Annotated in this window: 18 protein-coding genes; 11 read left to right on the forward strand and 7 right to left on the reverse strand. The window is 70.0% G+C overall.

Going from position 1 to position 26,339, the window contains the following annotated elements:
- Window positions 1-97: 97 nt before the first annotated feature.
- Window positions 98-1,435, reverse strand: a complete 1,338-nt coding sequence (locus ABZX37_RS24740; protein WP_354743254.1) for an MFS transporter — start codon at window positions 1,433-1,435, stop codon at window positions 98-100.
- Between the two features lie 97 nt (window positions 1,436-1,532).
- On the opposite strand from ABZX37_RS24740, the gene ABZX37_RS24745 reads away from it, so the two are divergent.
- The 9 genes from ABZX37_RS24745 to ABZX37_RS24785 all read left to right on the forward strand — a co-directional run bounded on the left by ABZX37_RS24745 (window position 1,533) and on the right by ABZX37_RS24785 (window position 9,342).
- Entirely contained in the window at window positions 1,533-2,018 is a 486-nt protein-coding gene (locus ABZX37_RS24745; protein WP_354743256.1) for a MarR family transcriptional regulator, read from the forward strand.
- A 61-nt stretch (window positions 2,019-2,079) separates the two neighbouring features.
- The gene (locus ABZX37_RS24750; RefSeq protein WP_354743258.1) at window positions 2,080-3,000 is read left to right on the forward strand and encodes a hydroxymethylglutaryl-CoA lyase; all 921 of its coding nucleotides are present in this window, start codon (window positions 2,080-2,082) and stop codon (window positions 2,998-3,000) included.
- 21 nt (window positions 3,001-3,021) lie between these two features.
- Complete coding sequence (locus ABZX37_RS24755; protein ID WP_354743260.1) at window positions 3,022-3,738, forward strand: enoyl-CoA hydratase/isomerase family protein; 717 nt, start codon at window positions 3,022-3,024, stop codon at window positions 3,736-3,738.
- A complete protein-coding gene (locus ABZX37_RS24760) occupies window positions 3,735-4,925 on the forward strand; it encodes a CaiB/BaiF CoA-transferase family protein (RefSeq protein ID WP_354743262.1) in 1,191 nt (396 codons plus the stop codon). The genes ABZX37_RS24755 and ABZX37_RS24760 overlap by 4 nt, the downstream gene beginning before the upstream one ends.
- A complete protein-coding gene (locus ABZX37_RS24765) occupies window positions 4,925-5,665 on the forward strand; it encodes an enoyl-CoA hydratase/isomerase family protein (protein ID WP_354743264.1) in 741 nt (246 codons plus the stop codon). The genes ABZX37_RS24760 and ABZX37_RS24765 overlap by 1 nt, the downstream gene beginning before the upstream one ends.
- Window positions 5,662-7,233, forward strand: coding sequence for an AMP-binding protein (locus ABZX37_RS24770; RefSeq protein ID WP_354743266.1), 1,572 nt, complete (start codon window positions 5,662-5,664; stop codon window positions 7,231-7,233). The genes ABZX37_RS24765 and ABZX37_RS24770 overlap by 4 nt, the downstream gene beginning before the upstream one ends.
- Window positions 7,230-8,192, forward strand: coding sequence for a nitronate monooxygenase (locus ABZX37_RS24775; protein WP_354743268.1), 963 nt, complete (start codon window positions 7,230-7,232; stop codon window positions 8,190-8,192). The genes ABZX37_RS24770 and ABZX37_RS24775 overlap by 4 nt, the downstream gene beginning before the upstream one ends.
- Window positions 8,193-8,498: 306 nt before the next feature.
- Window positions 8,499-8,741, forward strand: coding sequence for a hypothetical protein (locus ABZX37_RS24780; protein WP_354743270.1), 243 nt, complete (start codon window positions 8,499-8,501; stop codon window positions 8,739-8,741).
- Between the two features lie 19 nt (window positions 8,742-8,760).
- Window positions 8,761-9,342, forward strand: coding sequence for an SMI1/KNR4 family protein (locus ABZX37_RS24785; protein WP_354743272.1), 582 nt, complete (start codon window positions 8,761-8,763; stop codon window positions 9,340-9,342).
- A 12-nt stretch (window positions 9,343-9,354) separates the two neighbouring features.
- Here the strand turns inward: ABZX37_RS24785 and ABZX37_RS24790 are convergent, their stop codons facing one another.
- The gene (locus tag ABZX37_RS24790; RefSeq protein WP_354743274.1) at window positions 9,355-9,999 is read right to left on the reverse strand and encodes a VC0807 family protein; all 645 of its coding nucleotides are present in this window, start codon (window positions 9,997-9,999) and stop codon (window positions 9,355-9,357) included.
- A 48-nt stretch (window positions 10,000-10,047) separates the two neighbouring features.
- On the opposite strand from ABZX37_RS24790, the gene ABZX37_RS24795 reads away from it, so the two are divergent.
- The gene (locus tag ABZX37_RS24795) at window positions 10,048-10,626 is read left to right on the forward strand and encodes a helix-turn-helix transcriptional regulator (RefSeq protein WP_354743276.1); all 579 of its coding nucleotides are present in this window, start codon (window positions 10,048-10,050) and stop codon (window positions 10,624-10,626) included.
- A 2-nt stretch (window positions 10,627-10,628) separates the two neighbouring features.
- On the opposite strand, the gene ABZX37_RS24800 is transcribed toward ABZX37_RS24795, so the two are convergent.
- Both ABZX37_RS24800 and ABZX37_RS24805 read right to left on the reverse strand, forming a co-directional pair.
- Window positions 10,629-11,510: an SDR family oxidoreductase gene (locus ABZX37_RS24800; RefSeq protein WP_354743278.1), complete on the reverse strand. Its 882-nt coding sequence runs from the start codon at window positions 11,508-11,510 to the stop codon at window positions 10,629-10,631.
- 31 nt (window positions 11,511-11,541) lie between these two features.
- Window positions 11,542-13,170 (reverse strand): AMP-binding protein, encoded by a 1,629-nt coding sequence (locus ABZX37_RS24805; RefSeq protein ID WP_354743280.1) that lies wholly within the window; start codon window positions 13,168-13,170, stop codon window positions 11,542-11,544.
- Window positions 13,171-13,261: 91 nt separating this feature from the next.
- On the opposite strand from ABZX37_RS24805, the gene ABZX37_RS24810 reads away from it, so the two are divergent.
- Window positions 13,262-14,107, forward strand: a complete 846-nt coding sequence (locus ABZX37_RS24810; protein ID WP_354743282.1) for a LuxR C-terminal-related transcriptional regulator — start codon at window positions 13,262-13,264, stop codon at window positions 14,105-14,107.
- Here ABZX37_RS24810 and ABZX37_RS24815 read toward each other — a convergent pair.
- The 3 genes from ABZX37_RS24815 to ABZX37_RS24825 are packed head-to-tail and all read right to left on the reverse strand — an operon-like array spanning window position 14,104 to window position 26,339.
- The gene (locus ABZX37_RS24815; RefSeq protein ID WP_354743284.1) at window positions 14,104-15,159 is read right to left on the reverse strand and encodes a 3-deoxy-7-phosphoheptulonate synthase; all 1,056 of its coding nucleotides are present in this window, start codon (window positions 15,157-15,159) and stop codon (window positions 14,104-14,106) included. The two genes, ABZX37_RS24810 and ABZX37_RS24815, sit on opposite strands and share 4 nt — an antisense overlap.
- Entirely contained in the window at window positions 15,160-16,524 is a 1,365-nt protein-coding gene (locus ABZX37_RS24820; RefSeq protein WP_354743286.1) for a DHA2 family efflux MFS transporter permease subunit, read from the reverse strand.
- The gene (locus ABZX37_RS24825) at window positions 16,512-26,339 is read right to left on the reverse strand and encodes an amino acid adenylation domain-containing protein (protein ID WP_354743288.1); all 9,828 of its coding nucleotides are present in this window, start codon (window positions 26,337-26,339) and stop codon (window positions 16,512-16,514) included. The genes ABZX37_RS24820 and ABZX37_RS24825 overlap by 13 nt, the downstream gene beginning before the upstream one ends.

Here is a 26,339-nt window from a genome sequence, read left to right on the forward strand (position 1 = left end):
GTGAGGGGAACCCTGAGGGAATCTGATTCCCTCAGGGTTCCCCTCACGGACTTCGGCGGGAGCGGGGAGGCGGCTTGCCGAGTCCGCGGTCGGAGGGTCAGCGGCGCCGTTCGCGAAGATCGCCCGGCCGGACGCCGACGAGCAGCACCACGACGGCCAGCAGGACGATGCCCGCGCTGATCTGCAGCCCCAGCGACAGGCTCCCGGTCGCGGATTCGATGAACCCGAGCAGCGACGGCGAGGCGGCGGCCGCGAACGAACCCATCGACGTCACCACCGCGATCCCGGTGGCCGCCGCCCGGTCGTTCAGATAGATGGACGGGATCGAATAGAACACCGTCAGCCCCGAGTAGTGCGCGGCCGCCATCACCGCGAGCAGCAGGATGACCACCACGACGTTGCCGCCGGACGCCGAGATCGCCAGCATCGCGAACGCCGCCACGATCCAGCTCGTCGCCGCGTGCCAGCGCCGCTCCAGGGTGCGGTCGGAGTGCCTGCCGACCAGCAGCATCACCACGATGCCGAGCAGCGGCGGGATCGCCGAGAAGAAACCGAGGTTCAGGACGTTGCCGACGCCCGCGTTCGCGATGATCCGCGGCGTCCAATACGAGACGGCGTTTGCCAGCGTGTACGCGCCGCACGCGCAGAGCCCGAGAATCCAGACCTTCGGGTCGCGCAGGGCGAGCAGCAGGCCGCTGTGTTTCTCAGTCGCCGGACCTTTGTCGCGCCGGTCCGCTTCGAGGTCGGCGCGCACGGCCGCCTTCTGTTCCGCGGTGAGCCACTTCGCCTGCTCCGGGCCGTCGGTGACGAAGAGCAGCACGAGCCCGGCCAGCAGGATCGGCGGGATCCCCTCGATCAGGAACAGCCACTGCCAGTCCGCGAGCCCGCCGACGCCGCCGAGCGAGTGCATGATCCAGCCGGACATCACCGAGCCGAGCGCGCCCGACACCGGGATGCCGATGAAGAACACGGCCGTCATCCGCGTCCGCCGCGACGACGGGAACCACAGCGACAACAGGTACAGCGCGCCCGGGAAGAACCCGGCTTCGGCGACGCCGAGCAGGAAGCGCGCGGCGTAGAACATGATCTCGTTGTGCACGAACAGGGTCACCACGGTCATCACGCCCCAGGTGGCCATGATCCGCGCGAGCGTCTTGCGCGCGCCGATGCGGGCGAGAAGCGCGTTGCTCGGGACTTCGAAGAGGATGAAGCCGACGAAGAACAGCGTGACGCCGAGCCCGTAGACCGCCGGGCCGAAGCCGAGGTCCCGCTTGAGGCCCTGCTGCGCGATCCCGATGTTGGTGCGGTCGATGTAGCTGACGACGTAACACAGCACCAGCAGCGGCATGACGCGCCGGGCGATCGTGCGGTAGGTCGCTTTGCGGTCGAGGCCGGCGGTTGCCGAAGCGCCGGTGACAGCGGATGGTTCGGCCACGGCTGAGACTCCTTCGTCCGGATCGGGCGAGTGGCAGTCTCCGCATCGAGTGTTGAGTTTGTCAACACCTACCGGGTAACGGCTACGATGTCCGGCCATGGCCGAACGCGCAGACGGACACGACCTGGTCCCCATCTCCGGACTGCTGTCCTACCGGCTCTCGCGCACGTCGTCGGCGATGTCGCGCAGCGCCGCGGCGCGCTACCGGCGGGACTTCGACGTGAGCCTCGGCGAATGGCGCGCGATCGCGCTCATCGCGGCCGACCCGACGCTCACGCTCAACCGGCTCGCGCGCCGCGCCGGACTCGACAAAGCGCAGATGAGCCGGGTGGTCAGCCGGCTGACCGACCGCGGGCTGGTGAACCGCACGGCCGGGTCCGGGCGCACGTCGCAGCTGGCGCTGACCGCCGAGGGCACCCGGACCTACCGCGGCCTGATCGCCGCCGCCAACGAGCGCGACGCGGATTTCCTCGCCGTCCTCACCGGCGAGGAGGCCCGGGTGCTGGACCGCGCGCTCGACAAACTGGCGGAGCACGCGCTGGCCGTCGAGGAGAGTGAGCGGGCTCACCCGGCCGCCGAGTAGTGTTGACTTTATCAACACCCTCGCGTACTCCTGGAACCACCGACGAGGAGGTGGGCCCAGGATGTCCGACGCCGTCACGATCTGCGAGTGCTTCGCCCGCGACGGGCTGCAGCACGAGCCGGAGCCCGTGCCGACCGCGACGAAGATCGCGCTGCTGAACTCCTTCGCGCGCACCGGTTTCCACCGGATCGAGGCGACCAGCTACAGCCATCCCGCGCGGGTTCCCGGTTTCTCCGACGCCTCCGAGGTGCTCGCCGGGATCGACCGGCACCCCGGCGTCGCGTTCAAGGCGACCTGCCCGAACCCGCGCGCCGTCGAACGCGCGCTCGCCGACCTCGAAGCCGGGCACGGCGCCGAGGAACTGAGCCTGCTGGTGTCGGCCACCGAGGCGCACACCGAACGGAACCTGCGCACCACGCGCGCTGGGCAATGGGAGCGCGTGACCGAGATGGTCAAGCTCGCCGACGGACGGTTTCGCCTGGTCGGAGTGGTCTCGGTGGCGTTCGGCTGCCCGTTCGAGGGCAAGGTCGACCCGGGTCGGGTGGCCGAAGACGTCGCCCGGTTCGCCGACCTCGGAGCGAGCCTGGTGACCCTCGGCGACACCACCGGCGTCGCGACCCCGGGCTCGGTGCGCGCGCTGTACACCCGGCTGTCGCGGGAAAACCCGGAGCTGCCGCTGGTCGCGCATCTGCACAACACGCGCGGCACCGGGATCGCGAACGCCGTCGCCGCGTTGGAGGCCGGGTGCCGGCATTTCGATTCCGCGATGGGCGGCGTCGGCGGGCATCCGGCGAAGATCGGCTACGGGGCCGGGCTCACCGGCAACGTGTGCACCGAGGACCTGGCCAGCCTGTTCGCCGCGATGGGCGTCGACACCGGCCTCGACCTCGACCAGCTCGCCGCGGCGTCCGCGGCCTGCGAGGAAGCGCTCGGCCGGCCGCTGTACAGCATGGTCGCCCGCGCCGGCTTCGCGTCCGCCTGACTTTTCTTTGGGGAGAAACCTGTGCTGCTGACTGAAAATCACGACGCCGTCCGCGTTCTTACGTTGAACCGGCCGGACAAACTCAACGCGCTCGACACCGCGCTCACTCGCGCTCTCGACACCGCATTGGACGAAGCCGGGCGGGACCCGAGCGTCCGTGCGGTCGTTTTGACGGGGGCTGGGCGCGGCTTTTGCGCCGGTGCCGATTTGAACGAGTTCTCGTCGCTCACCCCGGATCAGCCGGAAGCCGTTCTCGAACGCGCTGCGCTCACTGCCCGGCTGCAGACGCGCATGCAGCAGCTGCCGGTCCCGGTGGTCAGCGCGGTGCGCGGGGCGGCTGTCGGCGGCGGTGCCGGGCTGGCGATCGGGGCGGACCTGGTGGTCGCCGGGTCGGATCTGAAGTTCGGGTATCCCGAGCTGAAGCATTCGATCGTGCCCGCGCTGGTGATGACCGGGCTGGTCCGGCATCTGGGCCGCAAGCTGGCATTCGAGCTGGTCAGCACCGGTCGGCTGCTCACCGCCGAGGAGGCCTTGGCGGTTGGGCTGGTGAACCAGGTGGTCGAACCTTCCGAGATCGTGCCCGCCGCGCTCGCCGTCGCGCAGCGCTGGGCCTCGGTCGAACCCCGCGCGCTCGCCGCGGCCAAGGACCTCTTCTACCGCGTCGCGGACCTGCCGACGGACGCCGCGATGCGGGCGGGCCAGGACGTCAACGCGCTGATGCGCGGGTTCCGGTCATGACCGGGCCGCTCGCCGGGGTCACCGTGCTGGACCTTTCCCGGGTCCTCGCCGCGCCGCTGGCCACGCAGATCCTGGCCGAACTCGGCGCGACCGTGATCAAGGTCGAACGCCCCGGCTCCGGCGACGAGACCCGCGGCTTCGAACCCCGGCTGCCGCACGGCGAAAGCGCGTACTTCTTCGCCTTCAACCGCGGCAAGCAATCGGTCACTGTCGACTTGAAGGACCCGCGCGGCCGCGACGTCGTCCGGAAACTGGCCGCGCGGGCCGACGTCGTCGTGGAGAACTTCCTGCCCGGCACGCTCGACCGGCTCGGTCTCGGCTACGCGGAACTGGCCGCGGAGAACCCCGGCCTCGTGCTGGTGTCCGCGACCGGCTTCGGCCAGACCGGGCCGGACGCGCACCGCAAGGGCTACGACACGGTGTTCCAGGCGCTGTCCGGCGTGATGGCGATGACCGGCGATCCCGCAGGTCCGCCCGCGAAAACCGGGGTTCCGGTCGCGGACCTGACGTCCGGGCTGTGGGTGGTGATCGCGGTGCTGACCGGGCTCGCCGGACGGTCCGCGGACGGTCGCGGCCGACACCTCGACGTGGCGATGATGGACGTCCAGCTCAGCCTGCACGCGCTGAACGCCGCCCGGCTGTTCGCGCTCGGCGAGGACCCCGTCCGCACTGGGACCGAACATCCGGGACGGGTGCCGTCGGCCGCGTTCCAGGCCGGGGACGGCGAATGGCTGCACATCAGCGGCAGCGACCAGCACTGGGGGCCGCTGTGCACCGTGCTCGGATTGTCCGCTTTGGCCGCCGACCCTTCGCTGCGGCACAACGCGGGCCGCGTCGAACACCGCGCGCGCGTCATGAAGGCCCTGCGCGGCGCGATCGCCCAGCACGACCGGGACCAGCTGGTCAAAGAACTGCAGGCGGCGGAGGTACCCGCTGGAGCCGTGCGTTCGGTCCGGGAGGCGCTGGCCGATCCGCATGCCGTCGCGCGGGGCGTCGTCGGGGAGTTCACGCATCCCGTCGAGGGTTCGTTCCCGGCGCTGCGCACGCCGTTGCGCGAGACTGCCGGAGACGGCCCTGCGCTGGGAACGCCACCGGTGCTGGGCGCGGACACCGACGTCGTGCTGCGTGACCTGGCTGGACTGTCGGACAGCGAGATCGAGGGCCTGAGGGCCGCGGGAGTGATCTGATGAACGAACGCGTGACGCTGGACGTCACCGACGGAATCGCCCGTGTCGAACTGGCCCGTCCGTCGGCGCGCAACGCCGTGGATCTCGCGATGTGCCACGCCTTGAAGGAAGCCTTCGACGCCGTTGACCTCTCAGAGGCCCGGGTTGTGCTGCTCAGCGGCGCTGGTCCGGTCTTCTGCGCCGGTGCCGATTTGAAGGAACGGACCGGCAAGGACGCTGCCTGGGTCCGCCGCCGCCGAGTCGCCTCCTTCGCGGCCTACGCGGCGATCGAGGCCTGCCGCTGTCCTGTGGTCGCGCTGGTGCACGGCACCGTCGTCGGCTCCGGCGGGGAGATCGCCCTTGCCGCAGATTTCGCTCTCGCCGCGTCGGGCACCGTTTTCCGGTTCCCTGAGCCACATTGGGGCACGGTCGGCGCTACTCAACGGCTTCAGCGGGCCATTGGGAAACGCCGGGCGAAGGAACTGCTGTTCACCAACACGCCGTTGTCCGCTTCTGAAGCCGCCTCCCTCGGCCTGGTCAACCGCGTCGTCCCCGACCTGGCCGCCGCCGGAACCGAGGTCGCCACCGCCGTCGCCGCCGCCCCGCCCGGCGCGATCGCCCTGACCAAACGGGCCGTCGACCTGGGTTCGGAAACCGACCTCGACCGCGGCATCCGGATCGAAATGTCCGCCATCGAACAGAACCTCGCCGACGGCAGCTGGCGCGACGGCGTCGCCCGGTTCACTGGAGAGACCCGATGACCGACCTGCGCACCGCCTGCCCGCTCACCGTCCAGGACGCCCTCGCCCGGGCCGCCCTGCTGGCTCCTGACGTCGAAGCCGTCGTCACCGCCGACGCCCGGATCACCTACCGGGAACTGGCTCTTGAAGTGGACCGGGTGCGCGGCGCTCTGGCTGCCTCCGGGATCGGGCGCGGCTCCCGGGTCGGGCTCTGCCTGGGCAACACTCCCGAGTGGGTCACGCTGTTCCTGGCTTTGGGTTCTCTTGGCGCGCTGGTTGTCCCCGTCAACACCCGCTTCACCGCGGACGAGGTGCACTACACGCTCGCCCACGCCGGCGTCAGCACTCTGTTCGCCGCCGAGCGTGTCTTGAACGTCGATTTCCCCGCGCTGTTCTCCGAAGCCGGTATTGAACCCGGCTGCGCGACTCTGCCTTCTTTGAAGCGGATCATCATCCTGGGCCAGGACAGCTGGAACGATTTCCTGGCCGCCGGTTCTCCCGCCGAACCCAGTGCCGCTCCGGACGATCTTCTTCTCGTGCAATACACCTCCGGCACGACGTCGCGTCCCAAAGGTGTCCTCCTGACTCACCGCAGCATGTGCGCCGACGCCTTCTTTTCCGGCGCCCGCCTGGGTTTGCGCCCCGGCGACCGATTCCACTCGGCGCGCCCGTTCTTCCACGTCGCCGGAAGCACGCTGTCTGTGTTGTCGTCCTTGCAGCACGCCACCACCCTGGTGACGATGCCGAAGTTCGAACCAGCGGAAGCGTTGCGGCTCTTGGAAGCTGAGCGCTGCACGCACTTCTCCGGCAACGACACCATCGCCCTGCTCCTGCTCAACCACCCCGACCGCCCGCAGCGCCGCCTTTCCTTGCGGGGTGCGTGGGTCGCCGCGTCCCCGACCGTCGTGCGCCGGGTCATCGACGAGCTCGGCGCTCGCGAATGCGTTGCCGGGTATGGACTTTCCGAAGCCTCCCCCAACGTCGCCCAATCCGCCTGGTGGGAACCAGAGGAGATCCGCGCCTCCGGTGCCATGGCCCCCGAACCAGGCGTGGAAATCCGCATCCGGTCCCTGGACGACACCCACGACTGCGCTCCCGGCGAACCCGGCTCGGTGCTGGTCCGGGGTTGGAACGTCATGCAAGGCTACCTGGACGATCCCGTTCGGACCGCCGAAACCATCGACGCCGAGGGCTGGCTGTCCACCGGAGACGTCGGCCTGCTGGACGATTCCGGCCGGTTCCATTTCACCGGCCGGACCAAGGAAATCATCCGGGTCGGCGGGGAAAACGTCGCGCCCGCGGATGTCGAGGATGTGTTGCACCGCCACCCCGCCGTCCGCCAGGCCGCTGTCGTCGGAGTCCCCGATGAGCGCTTGATCGAAGTGCCCTTCGCCTTTGTCGTCCTGACTGCGCCGGGCATTTCGGAAGAAGACCTGCTTTTGTGGACGAAAGAACGGTTGGCCGGGTTCAAGGTCCCGCGGCACCTGCGCATTGTGGACGGTTTCGAGGCCATCGGCATGACCGCCAGCGCCAAGGTCCAGAAGAACCAACTGGCTCGCTACGCCCGGGCCCTGCTGGAGAACTCATGACGCGGCTGCGTACCTCGGTCACCGATTTGCTGGGCTTGGACCTGCCCATCATCCAAGCCGGAATGTCGTGGGCTTCGTCGTCCTCCGCTCTGCCGTTGGCCGTCAGCAACTCAGGCGGCCTCGGCGTCGTCGCCGCGGGCCCGATGCGCCTGCCCGACCTGACGCGGGTACTGGACGAAATGGCCGCCGGAACCGACCGTCCGTGGGCCGTGAACCTGCCCCTCTACCGGGCTGGCGCGGACGAGGTCATCGACCTCCTGCTCTCCCGCCGCCCTCCAGTGCTGATCGCCTCCCAAGGCGGCCCGCGACGATATCTGGACCGGTTCCACGCCGTAGGGACCCGGTGCCTGCACGTCGTCGCCGGGGTCTCGCATGCGTTGAAAGCCGCTGCCTCCGGGGTCGACGGTTTGGTGGTAGTCGGCGCCGAGGCTGGCGGACATCCGCCGCCCGGGATGGTCACCACGCAGGTTTTGGTGCGTGCAGTGGTCTCCGCAGTGCCGTCGATCCCGGTGATCGCGTCCGGCGGGGTCGCCGATGGCGCCGGGCTGGCCGCGATGCTGGCCCTGGGTGCCGGGGCGGCCCAGTTCGGGACTCGATTCCTGGCGAGCGCCGAGGCTACCGTGCATCGCTCCTATCAGGAGGCAGTGCTGGCCGCTGGCGTCGACGGCACTCGGACGGTTGGTCGAGGCTTTGGCGTGATTCGTGCGCTGTCGAACGATTTCACCGCTCGGATGGCGGAACTGGAGGCTTCGGGCGCGGAGGAGTCGTTGCGGCGGAAGGTTTTTCAGGCTTCTTCGCTGAAGGATGCCGCGCTGCATGGTGATGTCGCTACGGGGAAGGTGGAGGCGGGTCAGTCGGCTGGGCTGATCACGGAAGTCCTTCCGGCTGCTGAGATCGTCGCACGGATCACGGAGGAATACGCGGCTGTGGTGCGTCGTCTGCCTCAGCTTGAGGGTTGATTGCTCCGTTCAGCGCAATCCTGCCGGTGATCGAATTTCGGTAGGATGCGCAGGTGAGCCAACCGATCGAGGAGATCGTCGAAAGCGCCATTGGAGCACCGCCGAACAGGACATCGGCGCGGTGCTCCCGGACGACTACAAGGAATTGTTCTCCCGGTTCCCCTCCTGTGCTTTTTGCGACGCGATCGTCATGGCCAATCCGATCGACGCGCGCACCGACTATCCGGGGTTGCTCCGGGAGGACGTCTTCGAAACCTGGAAATCCTGGACGACACGAGCTACCGGCTCTTCCCCGACGAAGGCGGGATGTTCTGCTGGATCACCGAACCGGCCGACCCGGACCGGTGGCGCGTCGTCTACTACAGCCAGGGCATGGACGCGTGGCGCGAACACCCCGGGCCGGTCACCGAGGTCATCCGGGAAGCCCTGACCACCACCGGTGACGACAACATCTTCGGCTGGCCGCCCGAAGACCTGCCGCCGCTCTTCCGAGTCCCGTCAACCCACCTGGAGAACGGGCGATGGCTGCCCCACAAGGAATACCGGTGACTCCGTCCGGGAAGACCCCATGAACAGGCACTCGATCGACGAACTGGCCCAAGCCTCCGGCTGGACCGGAGGAATCCGCCGGGGCCGGGACTGGGCCGAGGTCGAACAGGCCGTCGGCATCGGGTTCCCCGACGATTACAAAGCCCTGCTGTCCAAGTTCCCGTCAGGCTGCTTCCGCGGCGCGGTGAACTTCAACAATCCCGTCGACGCGCGCATCGACCTGAACACGTTCGTCCGCGAAAACATCCACAGCGTGCTCGAGTCCTTCGATTCCCCGTGGGGAAATTTCCTCGAAGGCACGGACTACCGGCTGTTCCCCGAACCCGGCGGCCTCCTCCCCTGGGCCAACGACACCGGCGGCGGCGTGTTCTTCTGGCGGACCAGTTCCGAAGACCCGAACCACTGGCCGGTGGTCTTCTGGGACCGCGGCACGTTCGAGTGGAACGAGCACCCCGGCGGAATGGTAGAGGTCAGCTGGGAAGTCCTCACTGGCACGGACAACATCCTCGGCATGGACCTCAGTTACGAAGAGCCGATTTTCCGAGTCCCGTCAACCCACCTGGGAGACGGCGAATGGCTGCCCCACAAGGAATATCGCTGAACGAGCAGAAGGTCAGCTACCTGTCTCCGCTGCCGCGAGACGCTCGATGATCCGCCGAGGCACCTGGATCAGCACCCCGCTCGCCGCGCCAAGCGCACCGAGCAGGTACAGCGTCACCGTGTTCGACACGTCCACCGCATGCGCGAGCTCCATCTCCGGAGCACTCAGCAGGATCACCGCCCGCACCGCTGCCGCAGCCAGCAGAATCACGCCCGTCAACGCGGTCAGCCCACGCTGCCAGCGCCGGTACCGCGGCACGGAACTCCACGCGTACGCGAAAGCCCGTTCCCGCGCCGGGTCGCCGAAACTCGCGGCCGACGCGGCGAAAGTGTGCGTCAGCGGAGCCCGCCGAAACAGCGTGGCCAGGCAGAAAGTCCCAGTTGCCAGGACGTAAGCTGCCTCGCGCAACGCGGCCACCCGCGGGTTCTGAGTCACCAGCGTCACGGTGAGCGTCGTGGCGAGCTCGACCAGGACTAGCAGTCCCACAAGGTCGAGACGACGACGACGGATTGTCGCAGCGACGGCGAGCATCGCGACCGCCAGTGCCGGTCCCGTCAACGACCAGAAAACACCCGCCCCGCACGCGCGCAGCACGTAATAGCCCCCGACAGAGACCGCGACTTCGAGCAGCGCCACACCCAGACTTCGGCCCTCCATCAGCCCCTCCTCCCCCATAGTCCGTTACAGGCTAGTACGATACAGACTATGGCACCTCGAGGGAACCTGTCGCCGGTCGTTCTCGCCGTTCTCGCGCTCCTGGCCGAGGAACCGCGACACGCCTACGGGATGCAACAGCTGATCAAGGAACGCGGTGTCGACCTGGTCGTGAATGTCCGCACCCGGTCGGGTTTGCACACCGCGCTGGAGCGGCTCGTGCGCGACGGCCTGGTCCGGGTGCACGCTGTCGAACGCGCGGAAGGGCGACCCGAGCGCACGCTTTACGAGATCACTCCGGCCGGGCGGGAAACGTTGCTGACCGCGGTCCGATCCGGCATCGCGACCCCGGCTGCGGAGTTCCCGCTGTTTCCGGCGGCGGTGTCATTCCTGCACCTGCTCACCCCGGAAGACGCCCTGATTCGGTTGCGGCGGAGGATCGAAGCGCTGCAAGAACGTCTCGACACCACCGAAGCGGTGCTCCGCGCCTCGCACGATGCCTACGTCCCGCGGCTACACCTGCTGGAGCACGAACACCGCACGGCCGTTGTCACTGCGGAACTGACGTGGCTTCGCGAAGTGTGCGCAGACCTGGAGACCGGCGAACTCAGCTGGCAGCAATACACCTGACCTCACCAGCTGTCCGGCTGCCGCCCGTCCAAGTCCGTCACCCCGTACTCCCTCGCCAGCTCCGCCGAACTCACCGACTGCTGATTCCACCGCTCCCGCAACGGATCCGCCGCCATTGCGGCCACCCCGCGGCCCACATACCGCGGCGATTCCGACTCAGCGAACCCCGGCGGAGCACCAGCCGCCAACGCCGAGCGCCAGTTCCCCTCACTGACCCCATAAGCGTCGAGCATCATCTCCGACCGCAGCCACCCCGGTGTCACCGCGACAGCCGTAGCGCCGTAAGCCGCCAGCTCGTGCCCCTGCGAAAAAGCCAGCCGGTTCACCGAAGCCTTGGCCAGGTCGTAAAACACCGAAATCCGATAGCGCGAAGCATTATGCGCCAAGGTCCCATCGGTAACCTCGACCACCAACCCGCCAGGCTCGCGAATCACCAGCGGCAGCAGGAAATGCGACGTAACCAGATGCGTCTCGACACCCAGCCGAAGAATCCGCAACCCCGCGTCAAGATCGTGCTCCCACACCGGCGTATTCCAGTCCGCCGGACCGCCTTTGAGCCGCTCAGCGCCCCAAATGTCGTTGACCAGCAAGTGAAGCCGACCGTATTCAGACGCGACGAACGAGGCCAGCCGACGGACATCATCGTGGTCCAAATGGTCAGCAATGAACGGAACGCCGACACCGCCCAGCTCGGACACCAGCGAAGCAGTCTCCTCGACAGTTTCCGGCCGGTCGTAGTCCGAACGTCGAACTCCGCTCAAGCTGCTGCGTCCAGTACAGATCACCGTCGCCCCGGCCTCGCCCAGCGCGGCGGCGATCCCCCGGCCCGCACCGCGGGTCGCCCCCGCGACGAGGGCGACCCGGTCGTGCAGATCTGGCGGCATCGGGCCAGTGTGGCGCCAGCGGACCGAAAACTCAGCTCGAAACCGTGCTCAGCTCCCGGCCCCGCAACGCGAAACGCTGGATCTTGCCGCTCGGGGTCTTCGGCAGTTCCGCCACGAAGTGGATCCGCCGCGGGTAAACGTGCGCGGCCAGGCGGGTTTTCACCGTCTGCTTCAGCTCATCCGCCAACTCGTCCGACCCGTCGACGCCGGGGTTCAGCACGACGTAAGCCACCACCAGCTCGCCGCGCAGTTCGTCCGGCGCGCCGATCACCGCGGCTTCCGCGACGGCCTCGTGCTGCGTCAGTGCGCTTTCCACCTCGAACGGGCCGATCCGGTAGCCCGCCATCAGGATCACGTCGTCGTCGCGCGAGCCGAAGGTCAGGTAGCCGTCGCGGTCGCGGGCGGCGATGTCGCCGGTGTAGTACCAGCGGCCGTCGGCGCTGAAGCGTTCCGCGGTCCGCTCGGGGGCGTCGCGGTAGCCGGAGAACGGCATCAGCGGGCTGGCGGACACGTCGATCGCGACGCGGCCGGTTTCGCCGACCTCCGCGATCTCGTCGCTGCCCGCCTTCAGGACCTCGACGGCGAACCCGGGCAGCGGCCGTCCCATCGACCCGGTCTTGACCGGCGCGAGCAGGGCCGGATGCCAGGCGTTGCCGACGACCATGCCGGTCTCGGTCTGGCCGTAGTGGTCGCGCACGGGGCAGCCGAGCACCTCCTCGGCCCAGGTCACGACGTCCGGCGTCAGCGGCTCCCCGGCCGACGAACAGTGCCGCAGCCGCAGGCCGACCGGCACCGGCAGGCCCGAGCTGCGCAGTGCGCGGTACACCGTGGGGCCGGCGGTGAAGTTGGTGACGCCGAAGCGTTCGAGCACCTGCCAGGTCAGTTCGGGGCTGAACCCGGCGTGCAGCAGCAGGCTGCGCCGTCCGGTCGCGAGCGGGCCGAGCAAGGCGAAGTACAGCCCGTACGCCCAGCCCGGGTCGGCGGCGTTCCAGAAGACGTCCTCATCGGTCTGGTCGAGGCAGAACTGCTGGTAGGAGTGGATCCCGGCGAGCCCGCGCAGCGGCACCGGCACCGCCTTCGGGGTTCCGGTGGTGCCGGAGGTGAAGATCTCGACCAGCGTGCCGTCGCCGCCGACCGCGACCGGGTCGGGCAGCGGGTGCGGCTCGTCCAGCAGCGCTTCGAAGGACAGGTCGTCGCCAGCCGCTTCCCCGGTCGTCACGATGATCCGCGACGGGTCGGCGGGCAGGTCCTCGCCGGGGTCGAGCTTGGCGCGCTGACCAGCATCGACGACGACCACGCGGGTTCCGTTGCCGACGATCCGCTGGGCGATCGCGGGCGGCGCGAACGCGGTGAACAACGGCACATGGACCGCGCCGAGCCGCCAGATCGCGAGCAGCGCGGTGACCAGTTCAGCCGACTTGCCCATGAGCGTCGCGACCCGGTCGCCGGGGCGCACGCCGTGTGCGGCCAGTGCGGCGGCGAACCGGGCGGAGGCGGCCTCGAGCTGGCCGTACGTGAGGTCGCGGCTGCTGAGGTCGGCCTCGACGAGGGTGAACGCGACGGCGTCGGCGGGATGGCGTCCGCACAGCAAATGAGTCGCGTCCGCGTCCGGCGCGGCGTAGGTCTGCAGCAGGTCGAAGGTGGTCCGCTCAGGGCTCACAGCGTGCTCCACGGTCGTCGTTGGCCGGTGTCGGCGGTACTATCACCGCACGTCAGCAGGCCCACTACCCCCGAAAAGGGGTGACGCCCCGATGCCCGTCACCGATCCCGGCCCGGCCGAGGACGTCGCGGAGGTCCGTCGCGCGCTGGTGCGGCTGCGCGGGGCCGCGCAGGTCCCGCTGTCCTTCGGCGGGGTGGTCACGGACGGTCGCCGGCTGCGGATGACCGAACTGGTCGGGAACTCGACGACGTCGCTGCTCGGCCTGGTGGTCGCGGAGGGCAAGGGCCTGGGCGGGCGCGCGATCGGCGTGCGGAAACCGGTGGTGCTGCCGGACTACTACACCAGCGAAGCGATCAGCCACCACTTCGACCGCGCCGTGCAGGCCGAGGGCGTGCGCTCGGTGATGGCGGTGCCGGTGATCGTGTCCCGCACCGTCCGGGCGGTCCTCTACGGCGCGGTCCGCGAACACGTCCGCTTCGGCGACCGCTCGGTCACCGCGATGGTCGAGGTGGCCCGTGACCTGGAGCAGGAGCTGGCGATCCGCGCCGAGGTGCACCGCCGGCTGGAACTGCTCGCCCCCGCCCCGGACGTCGCGACCGGCGAACCGGCCGACCGCGAAACCATCCGGGAAAGCCACGCCGAGCTCCGCCGCATCGTCGCTTCCCTCGACGATCCGGACCTGCGCGATCGTCTCGACGCCGTCTGCCGCTCGCTCGCTGGCGGCGCCCCGGAAGGCCCGCGACCGACGCTGTCGGCGCGCGAGCTGGACGTCCTGGCCGGTGCGGCGGCCGGGCAAACGAACGCGGACATCGCCGAAGCGCTCGGGCTGGGCGCGGAAACGGTGAAGAGCTATTTGCGCAACGCGATGCGGAAGCTGGACGCGAAGACCCGTCTCCAAGCGGTCAACGCCGCGCGCCGCGCCAACCTGCTGCCTTAGCCGTCCGTGAGGGGAACCCTGAGGGACTCAGAGTCCCTGAGGGTTCCCCTCACGGCATTCCCCCGACGCTCCCGGCTGGCCGACGCCAGCGACTCCAGCAACGGAACCGTCCGCTCCCACCCGAGGCAAGGATCCGTCCGGCTCACCGCCGGGTCAGCGGGCACCCGCTCCGGGTCCTGTGCCCCGTCCCGCAAATACGACTCGATCATCACCCCGGCGACCGCGGCCCCGTCCCGGATCTGCCCCGCCACGTCGGCGATCACGCCCGGCTGCCGGTTGTGGTCCTTCCCGCTGTTCCCGTGCGACGCGTCGACCACCGCTCTTCGCGGCAGCCCGGCCTCCCCCAGCACCGCCATCGCCTCGGCGACCGACGCCGCGTCGTAATTCGGCGCCGGACCTCCGCGCAGCACCAGATGCGCGTCCGGATTCCCGCTGCTGCGCAAGGTTTTCATCCGCCCGTCCACGCCCAGCCCGGGAAACGCGTGCGCCGCCCCGGCCGCGCGGATCGCGTCCACCGCCGGACCCAGCCGCCCGGACACGCAGTTCTTCATCCCCACCGGCATCGGCAACCACGACGCCAGCTGCCGGTGCGGCTGGCTGGCCACCGTCCGCGCCCCGATCGCGCCCCAGCTCACCGTGTCCGCGACATACGGCGCCAGCACCGGATCCACGAATTCATACGCCAGCGGCAACCCGGTCGCCGCCGCGTCGAGCAGGAACTGCCGACCCAGCCGGACGCCGGTGGAGAGATCGCCTTTGCCGTCCAGGGTCGGGTCCGGGAGAAACCCGGTCCAGCCGGTCACCGATCGCGGTTTCTCCAAGTAAGCCCGCAAAACCACCACGAGGTCGTCCGCGTACCGAGCCGCCGCACCGGCCAGCAACCCGGCGTATTCCAGCGCCGCCTCCGGATCGTGCACCGAGCACGGCCCCACGATCACCAGCAACCGCGGATCGCGCCGGGCCAGCACCGCCGAGACCGTTTCGCGGTGCCGCGCGACGTCCGGCGCGACCCCGGCGGTCACCTCCACCGGGCTGGGCAACGTGTCCTGCATCTACCGGCTCCTTTCCTTAGGCAGCTTCGCCGCCCCGGCAGCCGCCACCACGACCAGTCCGAGCACCCACCAGAACGTGTCCGCGAAGGCCGCCGCGACGTCGGCGCCCCGTGCGGCCAAACGGTTTTGCAACACCAGTGCGAGAACGGCGGTCCCGACCGAACCGCCCAGCGTGTTCAGCAAATTCAGCGCGCCAGCCGCTTTCGGCAGCTGCGTTTTCTCCAGGCTGCGGTACACCAACGCCAGCACTGGCGCACTGATCATCGCCGCTCCGAAACCCCGCAGCAACAGCGAAATGACCAACACAACATCCGGAAGTTCCGGACCCAGCTGGGTAAACGCCGCCGTTCCCAGTGCGACCAGGCCGATCCCGGACAGCACCAGCGTCCGCGGCGCCGCCCGGTCCACTATGCGATGCACCAGAACCGACCCGGCCGCCGCGCCGATTCCCTGTGGCACCAGCAGCAATCCGGTGTCCCACGCGTCCAATCCGGCACCGCGCCGCAGATACAACGGCAGCAGAAACATCGTGCCGAACACCGAAGCGCCCAGCACGACCAGCGCCAACGCAGCGGCCCCGAACGGCGGCCGGGTGAACAATCGCGGATCCAGCAACGGCGCCCGCACCCGCAATCCGTGCCGGACAAACGCGGCCAGCATCAGCAAACCCGCCACGACCGCCGCCGAGGAAAGCAGCTTCGGGTATCCGTCGGAGAACCCGGTAAGCCCGAAAACCACCGCGGCCAATCCCGGCGAAAGCAACGCGGCGCCGCGGAAATCGAACGGCTCGCGCGGATCGGTCGGCGCGTCCGCCGCGACATACCGCAACCCGAGCAACACCGCGACCACGCCGACCGGCAGGTTGACGTAGAACAGCCACGGCCAGTCCGCGACGTTGAGGATCGCCCCGCTCGCCAGCGGACCCAGCACCGGCGACAGCAACGGCACCACGCCGACGACGCTGATCAGCCGTCCGATCCGCTCCGGTCCGGCCGCCCGCGCCAGCAGCGCTTGGCCGGTCGGCGGCAGCAAACCGCCGGCCAGCCCTTGCAAAACCCGGAACGCGACCAGCATCGGCAGCGAACTCGCCAGCCCGCACAACAGCGATGCCAGCACGAACACGACCACCGCGGTCAGCCAGGTCCGCCGCCCGCCGAACCGCGCGGCCAGCCAGCCCGACGCGGGCACTGCGGCCACCACCGCCAGCAGATATGCGGTGGTGACCCACTGGACCTCGGTGACGGACGCGTCGAATCGCTGCGCCAGCGTCTCGACGCCGACCGAGACGATCGTGCTGTCGAGCGTCGCCATGAACGTGCCCAGCACGAGCACGAACGCGGTCCGCCACAGGTTCACCGCAGCCACTCGCCCGCGTCCTTGTCCAGCCGCGACGGAAGCTCGGCCAGGAATCGCAGCAGGTCCGCGACCAGCGACCGGGCTTCGGCGGCCGGCAGAATCCCCGCCTGGTAACCGAATACGCCGGACCAGCCGCCCGCGAGTTCGGGCACGACGGTGACCGTCATCGGGTAATGCGTGCGCTCGCGGAAGCGGGTCCCGGTGATCGTCAGCCCAGGGGCCGGTTCGCGCAGTTTCGCCGGATCCACCGGGTAGTTCTCGAACACGACGAGGCTGTCGAACAGCCGGTCCTGCCCAGTCAGCGCACACAGCTCCGCCAGGCCGACGTGCTGATGTGCCAGCAATTCCTGTTGCCGGGATTGGGTTTGCGCGAGAGTCTCCGCCACCGTACCGGTGAAACGAACCCGGACCGGCACGGTGTTGGCAAGCAATCCGAGGACCTCTTCGACACCGTCCACTTCGGACGTCCGGCCGGACACCATCGCGCCGAAAGCAACGTCGGCAACCCCAGAGCGCGCGGCGAGCACCGCCGCCCACGCACCCTGCAGCAACGTCCCGGCCGTAACCCCGTGCCGGGCACCGGCTTGAGTCAGCTCGGCAACCAGCGGAGCGTCCACAGTGAACAGTTCCGGCTCGACCGCCGCAGGCTGTCCGCGCAGGAGCTTCCGCGACGGCAGATCAGCCAGTTCCGTCCGCCACGCGTGTCCGCTGACCGCGTGGTCCCGCGCGGCGAGCCACCGCGTGTACCGCGACACCGGCACCGCCTCCGGCAGCGACTCACCGGAGTAACCGGCGAACAACTCGGCCAGAATCCGCGGCGCCGACCAGCCGTCGGACAGCAGGTGATGGCTGGTCAATACCAGTTCGTGCCGGTCCGGACCGTGCCGAAGCACAGTCACCCGCAGCAGCGGTCCACCGGCGAGATCGAACGGCTCAGCGAGATCTTCGGCAAGCAGCCGTTCGACGTCATCCTCGACCGAGCGCACCCGGAAGCCGACCTGCGGCTCGGTCGGCAGCACCTGCACCTCGTGCCCGGCCGGGAAGACCGCGCCCAGGTTCGGATGCCGCCGCACCAGCGCGTTCGCCGAAGCCGCCAACGCGCGTACGTCGAGCGCTCCGACCAGCGAGAACGCCGCCTGCACCGGGTACGGATCCTCGTCCGCCGCCCGCGATTCGCGCAGGATCAGCTCCTGCAGAGGCGTCAACGGCAACAGTTCGCCAGCAGGTACCGCAGCGGCCAGCGCCGCGAGTTCCTCCTGGAACGCCGCGCCCAAAGCCGCGACCTCGTCCGCGCTGAACTCCGAGGACGGCCAGGTGAACCGCACCGCCAGCCGGTCGTCGCGCACCATCGCGTTCACCATCAGCGCATGCCCGAGCGGGCCGCCATCGGAGCCGAGCGGATCGGCGTCCGGCGGGCGCTGCCACGGCGTCTCCGCCTGCGGCGCCGCCTCGAACCGGCCGAGGTAGTTCCAGCTGACGTCCGCCCCGGTCGACGTTCCGCCGAGGATGCCGTACCCGAGCCCGTCGCCGGCGGCCCGGAGCTGATCGCGGACCGCGGCGATCGCCGTCTCCCCCTCTGGCGGGGTGATCCGCGCCGGGTACATCGCGGTGAACCAGCCGACCGTCCGGGACAAGTCGACGGCTCCGGCGAAGTCCGGCGTGTGGTCCGGACGGCCGTGGCTCTCCAGCGCGACGAGCAACTCCGAGCCGCGCCAAGCCCTCGCGAAAGCGGTGAGCAGCACGGCGTCGGGGCCGGTTCGGTACGCGCCCGGCAACGTCGTCAGCACCGCCTGTGTGATCTCCGCCGACACCGCGATCTCGTGGTGCCGCGCAGTTCCACTCACCGGACGAGCCGAAGCCGAAACTCCTTGCCAGTGCGAGCTTTCCACCTGCCGTGCGGTCTTGGCCGCGGCCAACGCGCGTGCCCAGCCGAGGAACGACGGCCCGCGATCCGGCAGCTGGTGACCGTAGTACGCCTGCTCAAGGTCGTCGAGAAGAATCCGCCACGACACCGCGTCCACGACGAGGTGGTGCGCGACCAGCGCGAGCCGCCCCGGACGCGCGGGTCCGGCATCCACCCACACCGCACGCAGCATCGGACCGGTCCGCGGGTCCATTGCGGACCGGACAGCCTCGATCTGATCGTCCAGCAGCGCCCGCAGATCCGCGTCCTCGCCCGCCGGGACGACCATCAGCACGTCCGCCCCGGCCACCGCACCAGGCTCCGGAACGCGCAGCACGTCACCAGCCAGACGCGAACGCAGCACGTCGTGCCGTTCGAGCACCGCGTCAAGCGCCGCCCGCCACTTCGGCACGTCACCGCCGGACGGCACGCACACCTCGACCCACTGACAGAACCCGTCCGCTTCCGAGCCAGCGCGTTCCAGCAGCTCACGCATGACGGGCGTCAACGGCGCGTCCCCGACCGCGGGCGTGAGATCCGGCGACACCACCACCGTCTGGTCACTGCAGCGCGCCGCGATCCCGGCGATCGTGCCGCCCTCGAACACGTCCCGCGCGGTCAGGTGCAGGCCCTCCCGCCGGGCACGCGCGACCAGCCGAAGCGACGCGATGCTGTCGCCGCCAGCGTCGAGGAACCCGTCGTCGATCGTGACGTCCGGGCCGAGCAGTTCCCGAACCACTCGCAGCAGCACGGTTTCCGCCTCGGTCACCGGTTGGCGCGCCGCCGCGACATTCCGCGGTCCAGGCGCGGGCAGCGCGGCCCGGTCGAGCTTGCCGCTGGGCCCGAGCGGCAGCCGCTCCAGCGAGAGCACTGCCGACGGCACCATGTGCGCGGGCAGCTCGGCGGCCAGGTACTCGCGCAGCGCGGCCGGATCCGGGTCCGCGCCGTCGACCGGCACGACATAGCCGACCAGCCGCCGGTCCCCCGGCCGGTCCTCGCGCACGAGCACGACCGCGGCCCGCACGTCCGGATGCCGCGCCAGCGCCGATTCGATCTCGCCCGGCTCGATCCGGAACCCGCGCAGTTTGACCTGGTGGTCGGCGCGGCCGAGGAACACCAGCTGCCCGTCCGGCCGCCAGCGCACGAGGTCGCCGGTGCGGTACATCCGGTCGCCGGGCGCGCCGAACGGGTCGGCCACGAACCGCTCCGCGGTCTGCCCCGGCCGGTTCACGTACCCGCGCGCGAGCTTCGGCCCGGCGAGGTACAGCTCGCCGGTGACGCCGGTCCCGACCGGCCGCAGCCCCGCGTCCAGCACGTACGCCCGCACCTGCGGGTCCGGCCGCCCGATCGGCAGCGGACCGGGATCGGCGGCGGAGTACACCCAGGTGACGGAGTTGATCGTGACCTCGGTCGGGCCGTAGGCGTTGAACAGCGCCCGCCGGCCGCCCCAGCGGTGCGCCAGCTCCGGGTCGAGCCGTTCGGCGCCGACCACGAAGAACACCTCCGGGTCCACCGTCGCGTCGTCCGGCATCGCGGACAGGAACGACGGCAGCAGGTTCAGCCCGGTCACGCGGTGTTCTGCGGCGTAGGCGAGCAGGTCGTCGCCGGACCCGCGGACCTCTTCCGGCGCGATCACCGAGGTCCCGCCGGACAGCAGCGGCAGGAAGAACTGCCAGTACGACACGTCGAAGCTCGTGGACGCGAAGTGCAGGTACCGCTCGCCGTGCCGGATGCCGACGATGTCCTCCTGCAGCGCGACCAGGCTCGGAATGCCGCGATGCGTGATCGCGACGCCCTTGGGTTTACCGGTGGTGCCGGACGTGTAGATCACGTACGCCAGCGAGTCCGGCGAGGGAACCACGTCGTCCCAAGCAGACGGTCCACTGAGGACTAGTGGGTCGATGAGCGGAATGCCGAAGCCTGGGTCCGAAGTGGACACCACGGCGGCGGGCGCGCTGTCTTGGACCAGGTGTGCCAAGCGTTCCGCGGGATACGTGGGGTCCATCGGGACATGGACCGCACCAGCCTTGAGCACGCCGAACAACGCGACGACCAAGTCGATGTCCCGTTCCAGCAGCACCGCGACCGGGTCTTGTTCGCGCACCCCGGCCGCACGCAACCCGTGCGCGAGCTGGTTCGCCTTCCGGTCCAGTTCCGCGTAGGTCAGGCGGCGATCCCGGCACACCACGGCTTCGGCGTCCGGCGTTTCCCGCACCCAGCGGGCGAATTCCGCCAGACAGGTACCGGATTCCCGCCTTGGTTCCGGACCGGTTCCTTGCTGGAGAAGAGCTTCTTCCTCCTCCGCGGCAAGAGAACGCAGCCGAGCGACCGGTTGCCGCGGGTCCGCCACGATCTCGTGCAACAGCGTCGTCAGCCAACGGCCGTAAGCCGCCACGGTCGCCTCGTCGAAGGCGTTCGGCTGGTAGCCGAGGCCGATCGAGATCTCGTCGCCCGGCAGCACGATCACGGTGAGCGGGTAATGCGTCGCGTCGGTGATGTCGACCCCCGCGAGGTCGAGTCCGGGCGCGAGCGGTTCGCGTTCCCGGCTGGAGAGCGGGAAGTTCTCCATCACCAGCATCGTGTCGAACAGATCGCCGACGCCCGCCGCGCGCTGGATGTCCGGCAGGCCGAGGTGATGGTGGTCGGTGAGCCGCGCGTTCTCGTCCTGCACTCGCGTCAGCAGCTCCGCGGCGGGATCGGACGGCGCGAACTTCACGCGCACCGGGATGGTCGTGCCGAGCTGGCCGATCATCGCTTCCACGCCGGGAACATCGGACGGACGGCCGGACACCGGGCAGCCGAAGACCACGTCCTGGCGTCCGGTGAGCCGCGCCAGCAGAACGCCCCACGCGGTCTGGAACACCGCCGTCGACGTCACCCCGCGCTCGCGGGCGAAGACGCGCAGCTGTTCGCTGAACTTCGCGCCGAGTCCTGCCCAGATCCGCTGTGGACGGTCCGAAGTGGACTCATTGGTCGCCGGAGCGAGGCGGGTTCCTTCTTCCAGGCCAGCCAATGCGGTCTGCCAGGCCTCGACTGCCGCGTCGTGATCACGGGCGGCCAGCACGCGGTGGTACTCGGCGAGCGGCGGCGCGACGGGAGCGGCGGGTCCGCCGTCCAGCTCGGCGTAAGTGGCCAGCAGGGCGCGGCCGACGAGCGGCATCGACCAGCCGTCGAGCAGCGCGTGATGGATCGTCAGCACCAGCCGGTGTTCGGCCGGGCCGAGGGTGAGCAGCAGGAACCGGATCAGCGGCGGCACCGCCGGGTCGAACGGCCGGGCCAGTTCGACCGCGCATTCGTCGTCAGCGTTCGCCGGGTGCTCGACGTGCCGCCAGTCCAGGCGCTCGTCGGCGGGCACGACCTGCACGACCTCGCCCGCCGCCGTCGTGTGCAGGTGGACGCGCAGCGCCGGGTGCCGCCGCAGCAGTTCCTCGGCGGCGGCTCGCATCCGGTCCGAATCGAGGCGTCCTTCGAGCCGGGTGACCGCCTGCACGGTGTAGACGTCCGGTCCGCCCCTGGTCAGCGTGTGGAACGACAGCCCGGCCTGCAACGGCGTCGCGGGCAGGACGTCGGCGAGCGGACCCTGCTGTTCGAGGTCGTCGATGTCGTCCTGAGTGAGCGTGACCAACGGAAGGTCCGACGGCGTGAGGCCGCCGACGTTCTCCCGCGCATGCTTGGCGAGCGCGGCGAGGGCCGCGTCCCATGCTTCCTGGAGGCGTTCGACCTCGTCCGGCGGCAGGACCCGGCTGGCGGCGGTCCATTCGACGGCGATCCGCGGCTCGCCGTCCTCGCGGACAAAGCAGTTCAACGCCAGGACCTGCTCCAACGCCTTCGCGGGCGGCTCGATGACAGCGAACGGATCCTCGTCCGGCAGCTGCCAGCCGCCGGACAGCGGGGTGAACCGGCCGAGGTAGTTGAGCAGGACGTCCGGCATTTCCGGCGCGAACTCAGCGCCGGGGTCGAGGTACCGGAGGACGCCGAAGCCGATCCCGCCGTCCGGCACCGCACGTCGCGCTTCCTTGACCGCGCGCAGCAGCCGGTCGAGAGTGTCCACACCAGACAGTTCAATGTGGACCGGGTATTCGGCGGTGAACCAGCCGACGGTGCGCGCGAGATCCAAGCCTTCGCGGCCGTGGCCCTCCATCGTGACAGTCAACGCGTCCTCGTCGCCGCGCAGCGTCAGTACGAGCGCGGCGAGCAACACCTCGTCAACGCCCGCGCGATAGGCGGCGGGCAGGGTCGTGAGGATCGCCGTGCTTTCCTCTTCGCTCGCGACGGTGACCGAACGATGCGCGGTGGCAACAGTATCGCGCCTCGGGTCGAGCTTGCTCGTCTGCGCCGACCGCCAGTACTCCAGTTCACCGCGTCGCACACCGCTCGCTCCCTGTTCGGCGAGCGCCAGCGCATGGCGGCGCCAGGAAGTGCGCACGGGCTCCAGAATCCCGCCCTCGCATGCTGTCTGCAGATCAGGCAGCAGAATGCGCCAGGAAACCCCGTCGATCGCCAGGTGGTGCACGACGATCACCACCTGGTCCCCCACCAGCGCGACCCGCAGCATCTCCCCGGCGCGCGGGTCCAATTCGGACGCCAGCCGGTCCGCCACCTCGGCCGGATTCCCCGTCGCCTCGCTGACCGCCGCCGCGACTGCCCCGCGCGGCCGGATCACCAACGAGCCATCGGATTCGACGCGAAGCCGCAACACGTCATGGTGATCCAGAATCGCCTGAACGCCTTCGCGCAGCCCCGGCACCGGACCGTCCACCCGGAGCACTGTCCACTGTGCATATCCGACGATCGCGTCCAGATCCGGATTCAGGTCGAACAACGTCCGCACGATCGGCGGTGCCGGGACCTCGCCGATCGGCTCGTCCGGCTCACCGTCCGGTTCGGACAGATCCCGGCTCGCCGCCGCCAAGGCCGCGAAACTGCGCCGCGCCAGCAAATCCCTGGGCCGAAGGTCCAGCCCGTGCGCCCGCAACCAGCTGCTCACGCTGATCGCCGTGATGCTGTCGCCGCCGAGAGCGAAGAAGTCATCGTCGACCGCGACCCGCTCCACACCGATCACCTCGGCGATCGCGGCGCACAGCAGCCGTTCCCGCTCGGTCCGCGGCTCGCGTCCGCCGTCTGCCGCTGCCGGGGCGGGCAGCGCAGCGCGGTCGAGCTTCCCGTTGCCGGTCACCGGAAGTTCGTCCAGCACCACGACCGCCGCCGGGACCATCGCCTCCGGCAACCGCTGCGCGAGCGTCGCGCGAACGTCTTCCGCCACTAGTTCGGTGCCGACGACATAACCGATCAACCGCGGCCCGCGCACGGCCGCCGCAGCGGCCCGAACACCGGGAACCGCGCCCAGCGCGCCCTCGACCTCGCCCAATTCCACACGGTGGCCGCGAATCTTGACCTGACCGTCGCGCCGCCCCAGGTACTCCAGACCGCGCCCCGGCACCCAGCGCACGACGTCGCCAGTGCGGTACATCCGCTCCCCCTGCGGCCCGAACGGATCGGCGACGAACCGCTCCGCCGTCCCGCCCGGACGGCCGAGGTAACCGCGAGCCAGATGCGGCCCGGCGAGGTACAACTCCCCGCGACTGCCCGGCAGCACCGGCCGCAGCGCGGCGTCGAGCACGTACGCCCTCGTGCCCGGCACCGCGAACCCGATCATCGGTTCGTCCCCGGTGATCGGCGCGCTGGCACCGTCCACAGTGGCCTCAGTCGGTCCGTAAATGTTGCGCGCCCGAATACCGGACGACGCGACCCGCTGCCACAACGCCGGCGGCGTCGCCTCGCCGCCGAGCACCAGCAACGCCGGGTCGAGCGAACCCGCGTCCAGCAACGGCGCGGCCATCGACGGCGTCGTGTCGATGACGTCGATCCGGTCGCGCAGGAAAGCGGCGTGCAGCGCGTCGACGTCGCGCGCGGTTTCCGTGTCGTAGACGTGCAATTCGTGCCCGCACAGCATCCACAGCAGCTGTTCGATCGCCGAGTCGAAGGCGAACGAATACGTGTGCGCCACGCGAAGCCGCCGCCCCTGCGCGGTCTCGGTGACGGTGGTCGCGCGATGGTTCCGCAGCAACGTCTCCAGCCCACCGGACCGGACCAGCACCCCCTTGGGCTGTCCCGTGGAGCCCGAGGTGAAGATGACGTACGCGAGATCTTCCGGATGACGGTCCACATCGGACAGTTCCGTCGCCGAATACCCGGCGATCTCAGTCCGTACCGCCGGATCGTCCAACCGGAGCTGCGGCACTCCCGGCAGCAGATCGGAGTCCGTGACGGCGAGTTTCGGGGTCACCTCGGCGACCAGCGCGCGCACCCGTTCCGCCGGATGCGCCAGGTCCAGCGGCAGGAACGCGGCACCGGCGTCGAGAACCGCCAGCAGCGCCACCACCAGATCGACCGACCTGGGCAGCGCCAGCGCCACCACGTCGTCCGCCCCGACGCCCCGCGCCCGCAACGCCCGCGCCAGCCGGTGCACCCGGTCCAGCACCTCGTCGCCGGTGAGCCGCTCGTCGCCGCAGACCAGCGCGGTCTGTCCGCCGAGCCCGTCCAAGAGTCCGTGCTCAGTCGCGGCAATGGCGGGCGTCGACCACTCGGCGAGCAAGGCATCGACGTCCGGCACGAGGTCCACCCCGCCGACCACCGGCGCGTCCGTCCCGGTGAACGCGGCGATCAACGCCTTCAACGCCGTGAGCTGCGCGTCAACGCCAGCCTGGTCCTGCGACCGCGCGTCGACCTCGAACCCCAGCAACAGCCCGCCGCCAGCCGTCGGCAGCACGCTGAGCCCCATGTCCTCCGGCGGCCCGCCCGCGACGTTCCGCATCGTCCCGCGCGCCTCGCCGAACGCCAGCTCCAGGTCGAACGCCTTGAGGTTGATCCCGCGTCCGTGCAGCAACGCACCCGCGCCCGGCACCGCCAGATCCTGCGGCAGATTCTCGCCTCGATACCGCTGGTGCGCGCGCATTTCCCGCAGCGCTGCCGCGACCCGCGCGGTCAGCTCCTCCGGACGGTCCCCCGGCTGCACGCGGACCCGCAACGGCAGCACGTTAACCGCCATCGCCGGAGTACGCAACGCCGCACCGACCCGGCACATCAACGGAACCGCGAACACTACGTCCGCCGTCCCGAGCACCCGATGCAGGAACGCCGCGTAACACGCGATCAGCGCGTCGCCCCAGGTCGTCCCGGCGAGCTTCCCCAGTTCGCCAAGCCCGGCGACCTCGTCCGCGGTGAGCTCGGCGCGCGCGGTGAACGTCGCTTCCGGCAACCCAGCCGCGCTCGCGTCCTCGGCCAGCTCCGGCATCGGCGTAAACCGATCACACCAGTACGCGCGGTCCTGCGTGAACCGCTCGCTCATCCGGTACGCACGGTCGGCGTCCACCAGATCAGCGAACCGGCCGAACGTCGACGGCGGCGCCTCTTCGCCCCGCACCGCCGCGGTGTACCGGGCGGCCGTGCGGCGAGCGAGCATCGCGGCGGTGTATCCGTCGAACACCAAATGGTGGCCCAGCTGGGTAAACCACACCTCGGTGTCGGAAAGCCGGAGGATCACGTGCGAGAACAACGCCCGGTCCAGCATCCCGCGACATGCCTCGGCCACCCGCTGCCGCTCCGCCGCGACCCGCGCGTGCGCGGCCGCCAGCGGATCCGATTCCCCTTGCAGATCAACGATCTCCGGCAAGGGAACCGGCTCGGCGGACACGGTTTGCCGAGGACCGTCCGGAGTGTCGAGCACCCGCAGGCGAAGGCTTTCGGCCTCCTCGGCGGTCGCCCGGATCGCCTCGGCCAGCGCCGCGACGTCGACCGGCGCGCCGGAGATCTCGATGACATCGCCGACGAGGTAGTAAGGCGAATCCGGTTCCAGCCGCTGCGCGTTCCAGATGCCCAGCTGGGCGCTGGTCAGTTCGAGGGTGGCGAGTGCGGTGCTCAA

Origin of the sequence: Amycolatopsis sp. NPDC004079 (assembly GCF_040610415.1) — a bacterium.
In the GTDB taxonomy this organism is placed as follows: Bacteria; Actinomycetota; Actinomycetes; order Mycobacteriales; family Pseudonocardiaceae; genus Amycolatopsis; species Amycolatopsis halotolerans.

Coding starts and splice junctions, on each gene's coding strand:
- ABZX37_RS24745 (WP_354743256.1), top strand. CDS start 1,533: ATGGCCGAACGCGCAGACGGACACGACCTGGTCCCCATCTCCGGACTG.
- ABZX37_RS24750 (WP_354743258.1), top strand. CDS start 2,080: ATGTCCGACGCCGTCACGATCTGCGAGTGCTTCGCCCGCGACGGGCTG.
- ABZX37_RS24760 (WP_354743262.1), top strand. CDS start 3,735: ATGACCGGGCCGCTCGCCGGGGTCACCGTGCTGGACCTTTCCCGGGTC.
- ABZX37_RS24765 (WP_354743264.1), top strand. CDS start 4,925: ATGAACGAACGCGTGACGCTGGACGTCACCGACGGAATCGCCCGTGTC.
- ABZX37_RS24770 (WP_354743266.1), top strand. CDS start 5,662: ATGACCGACCTGCGCACCGCCTGCCCGCTCACCGTCCAGGACGCCCTC.
- ABZX37_RS24775 (WP_354743268.1), top strand. CDS start 7,230: ATGACGCGGCTGCGTACCTCGGTCACCGATTTGCTGGGCTTGGACCTG.
- ABZX37_RS24780 (WP_354743270.1), top strand. CDS start 8,499: ATGTTCTGCTGGATCACCGAACCGGCCGACCCGGACCGGTGGCGCGTC.
- ABZX37_RS24785 (WP_354743272.1), top strand. CDS start 8,761: ATGAACAGGCACTCGATCGACGAACTGGCCCAAGCCTCCGGCTGGACC.
- ABZX37_RS24790 (WP_354743274.1), bottom strand. CDS start 9,999: ATGGAGGGCCGAAGTCTGGGTGTGGCGCTGCTCGAAGTCGCGGTCTCT.
- ABZX37_RS24795 (WP_354743276.1), top strand. CDS start 10,048: ATGGCACCTCGAGGGAACCTGTCGCCGGTCGTTCTCGCCGTTCTCGCG.
- ABZX37_RS24800 (WP_354743278.1), bottom strand. CDS start 11,510: ATGCCGCCAGATCTGCACGACCGGGTCGCCCTCGTCGCGGGGGCGACC.
- ABZX37_RS24810 (WP_354743282.1), top strand. CDS start 13,262: ATGCCCGTCACCGATCCCGGCCCGGCCGAGGACGTCGCGGAGGTCCGT.
- ABZX37_RS24815 (WP_354743284.1), bottom strand. CDS start 15,159: ATGCAGGACACGTTGCCCAGCCCGGTGGAGGTGACCGCCGGGGTCGCG.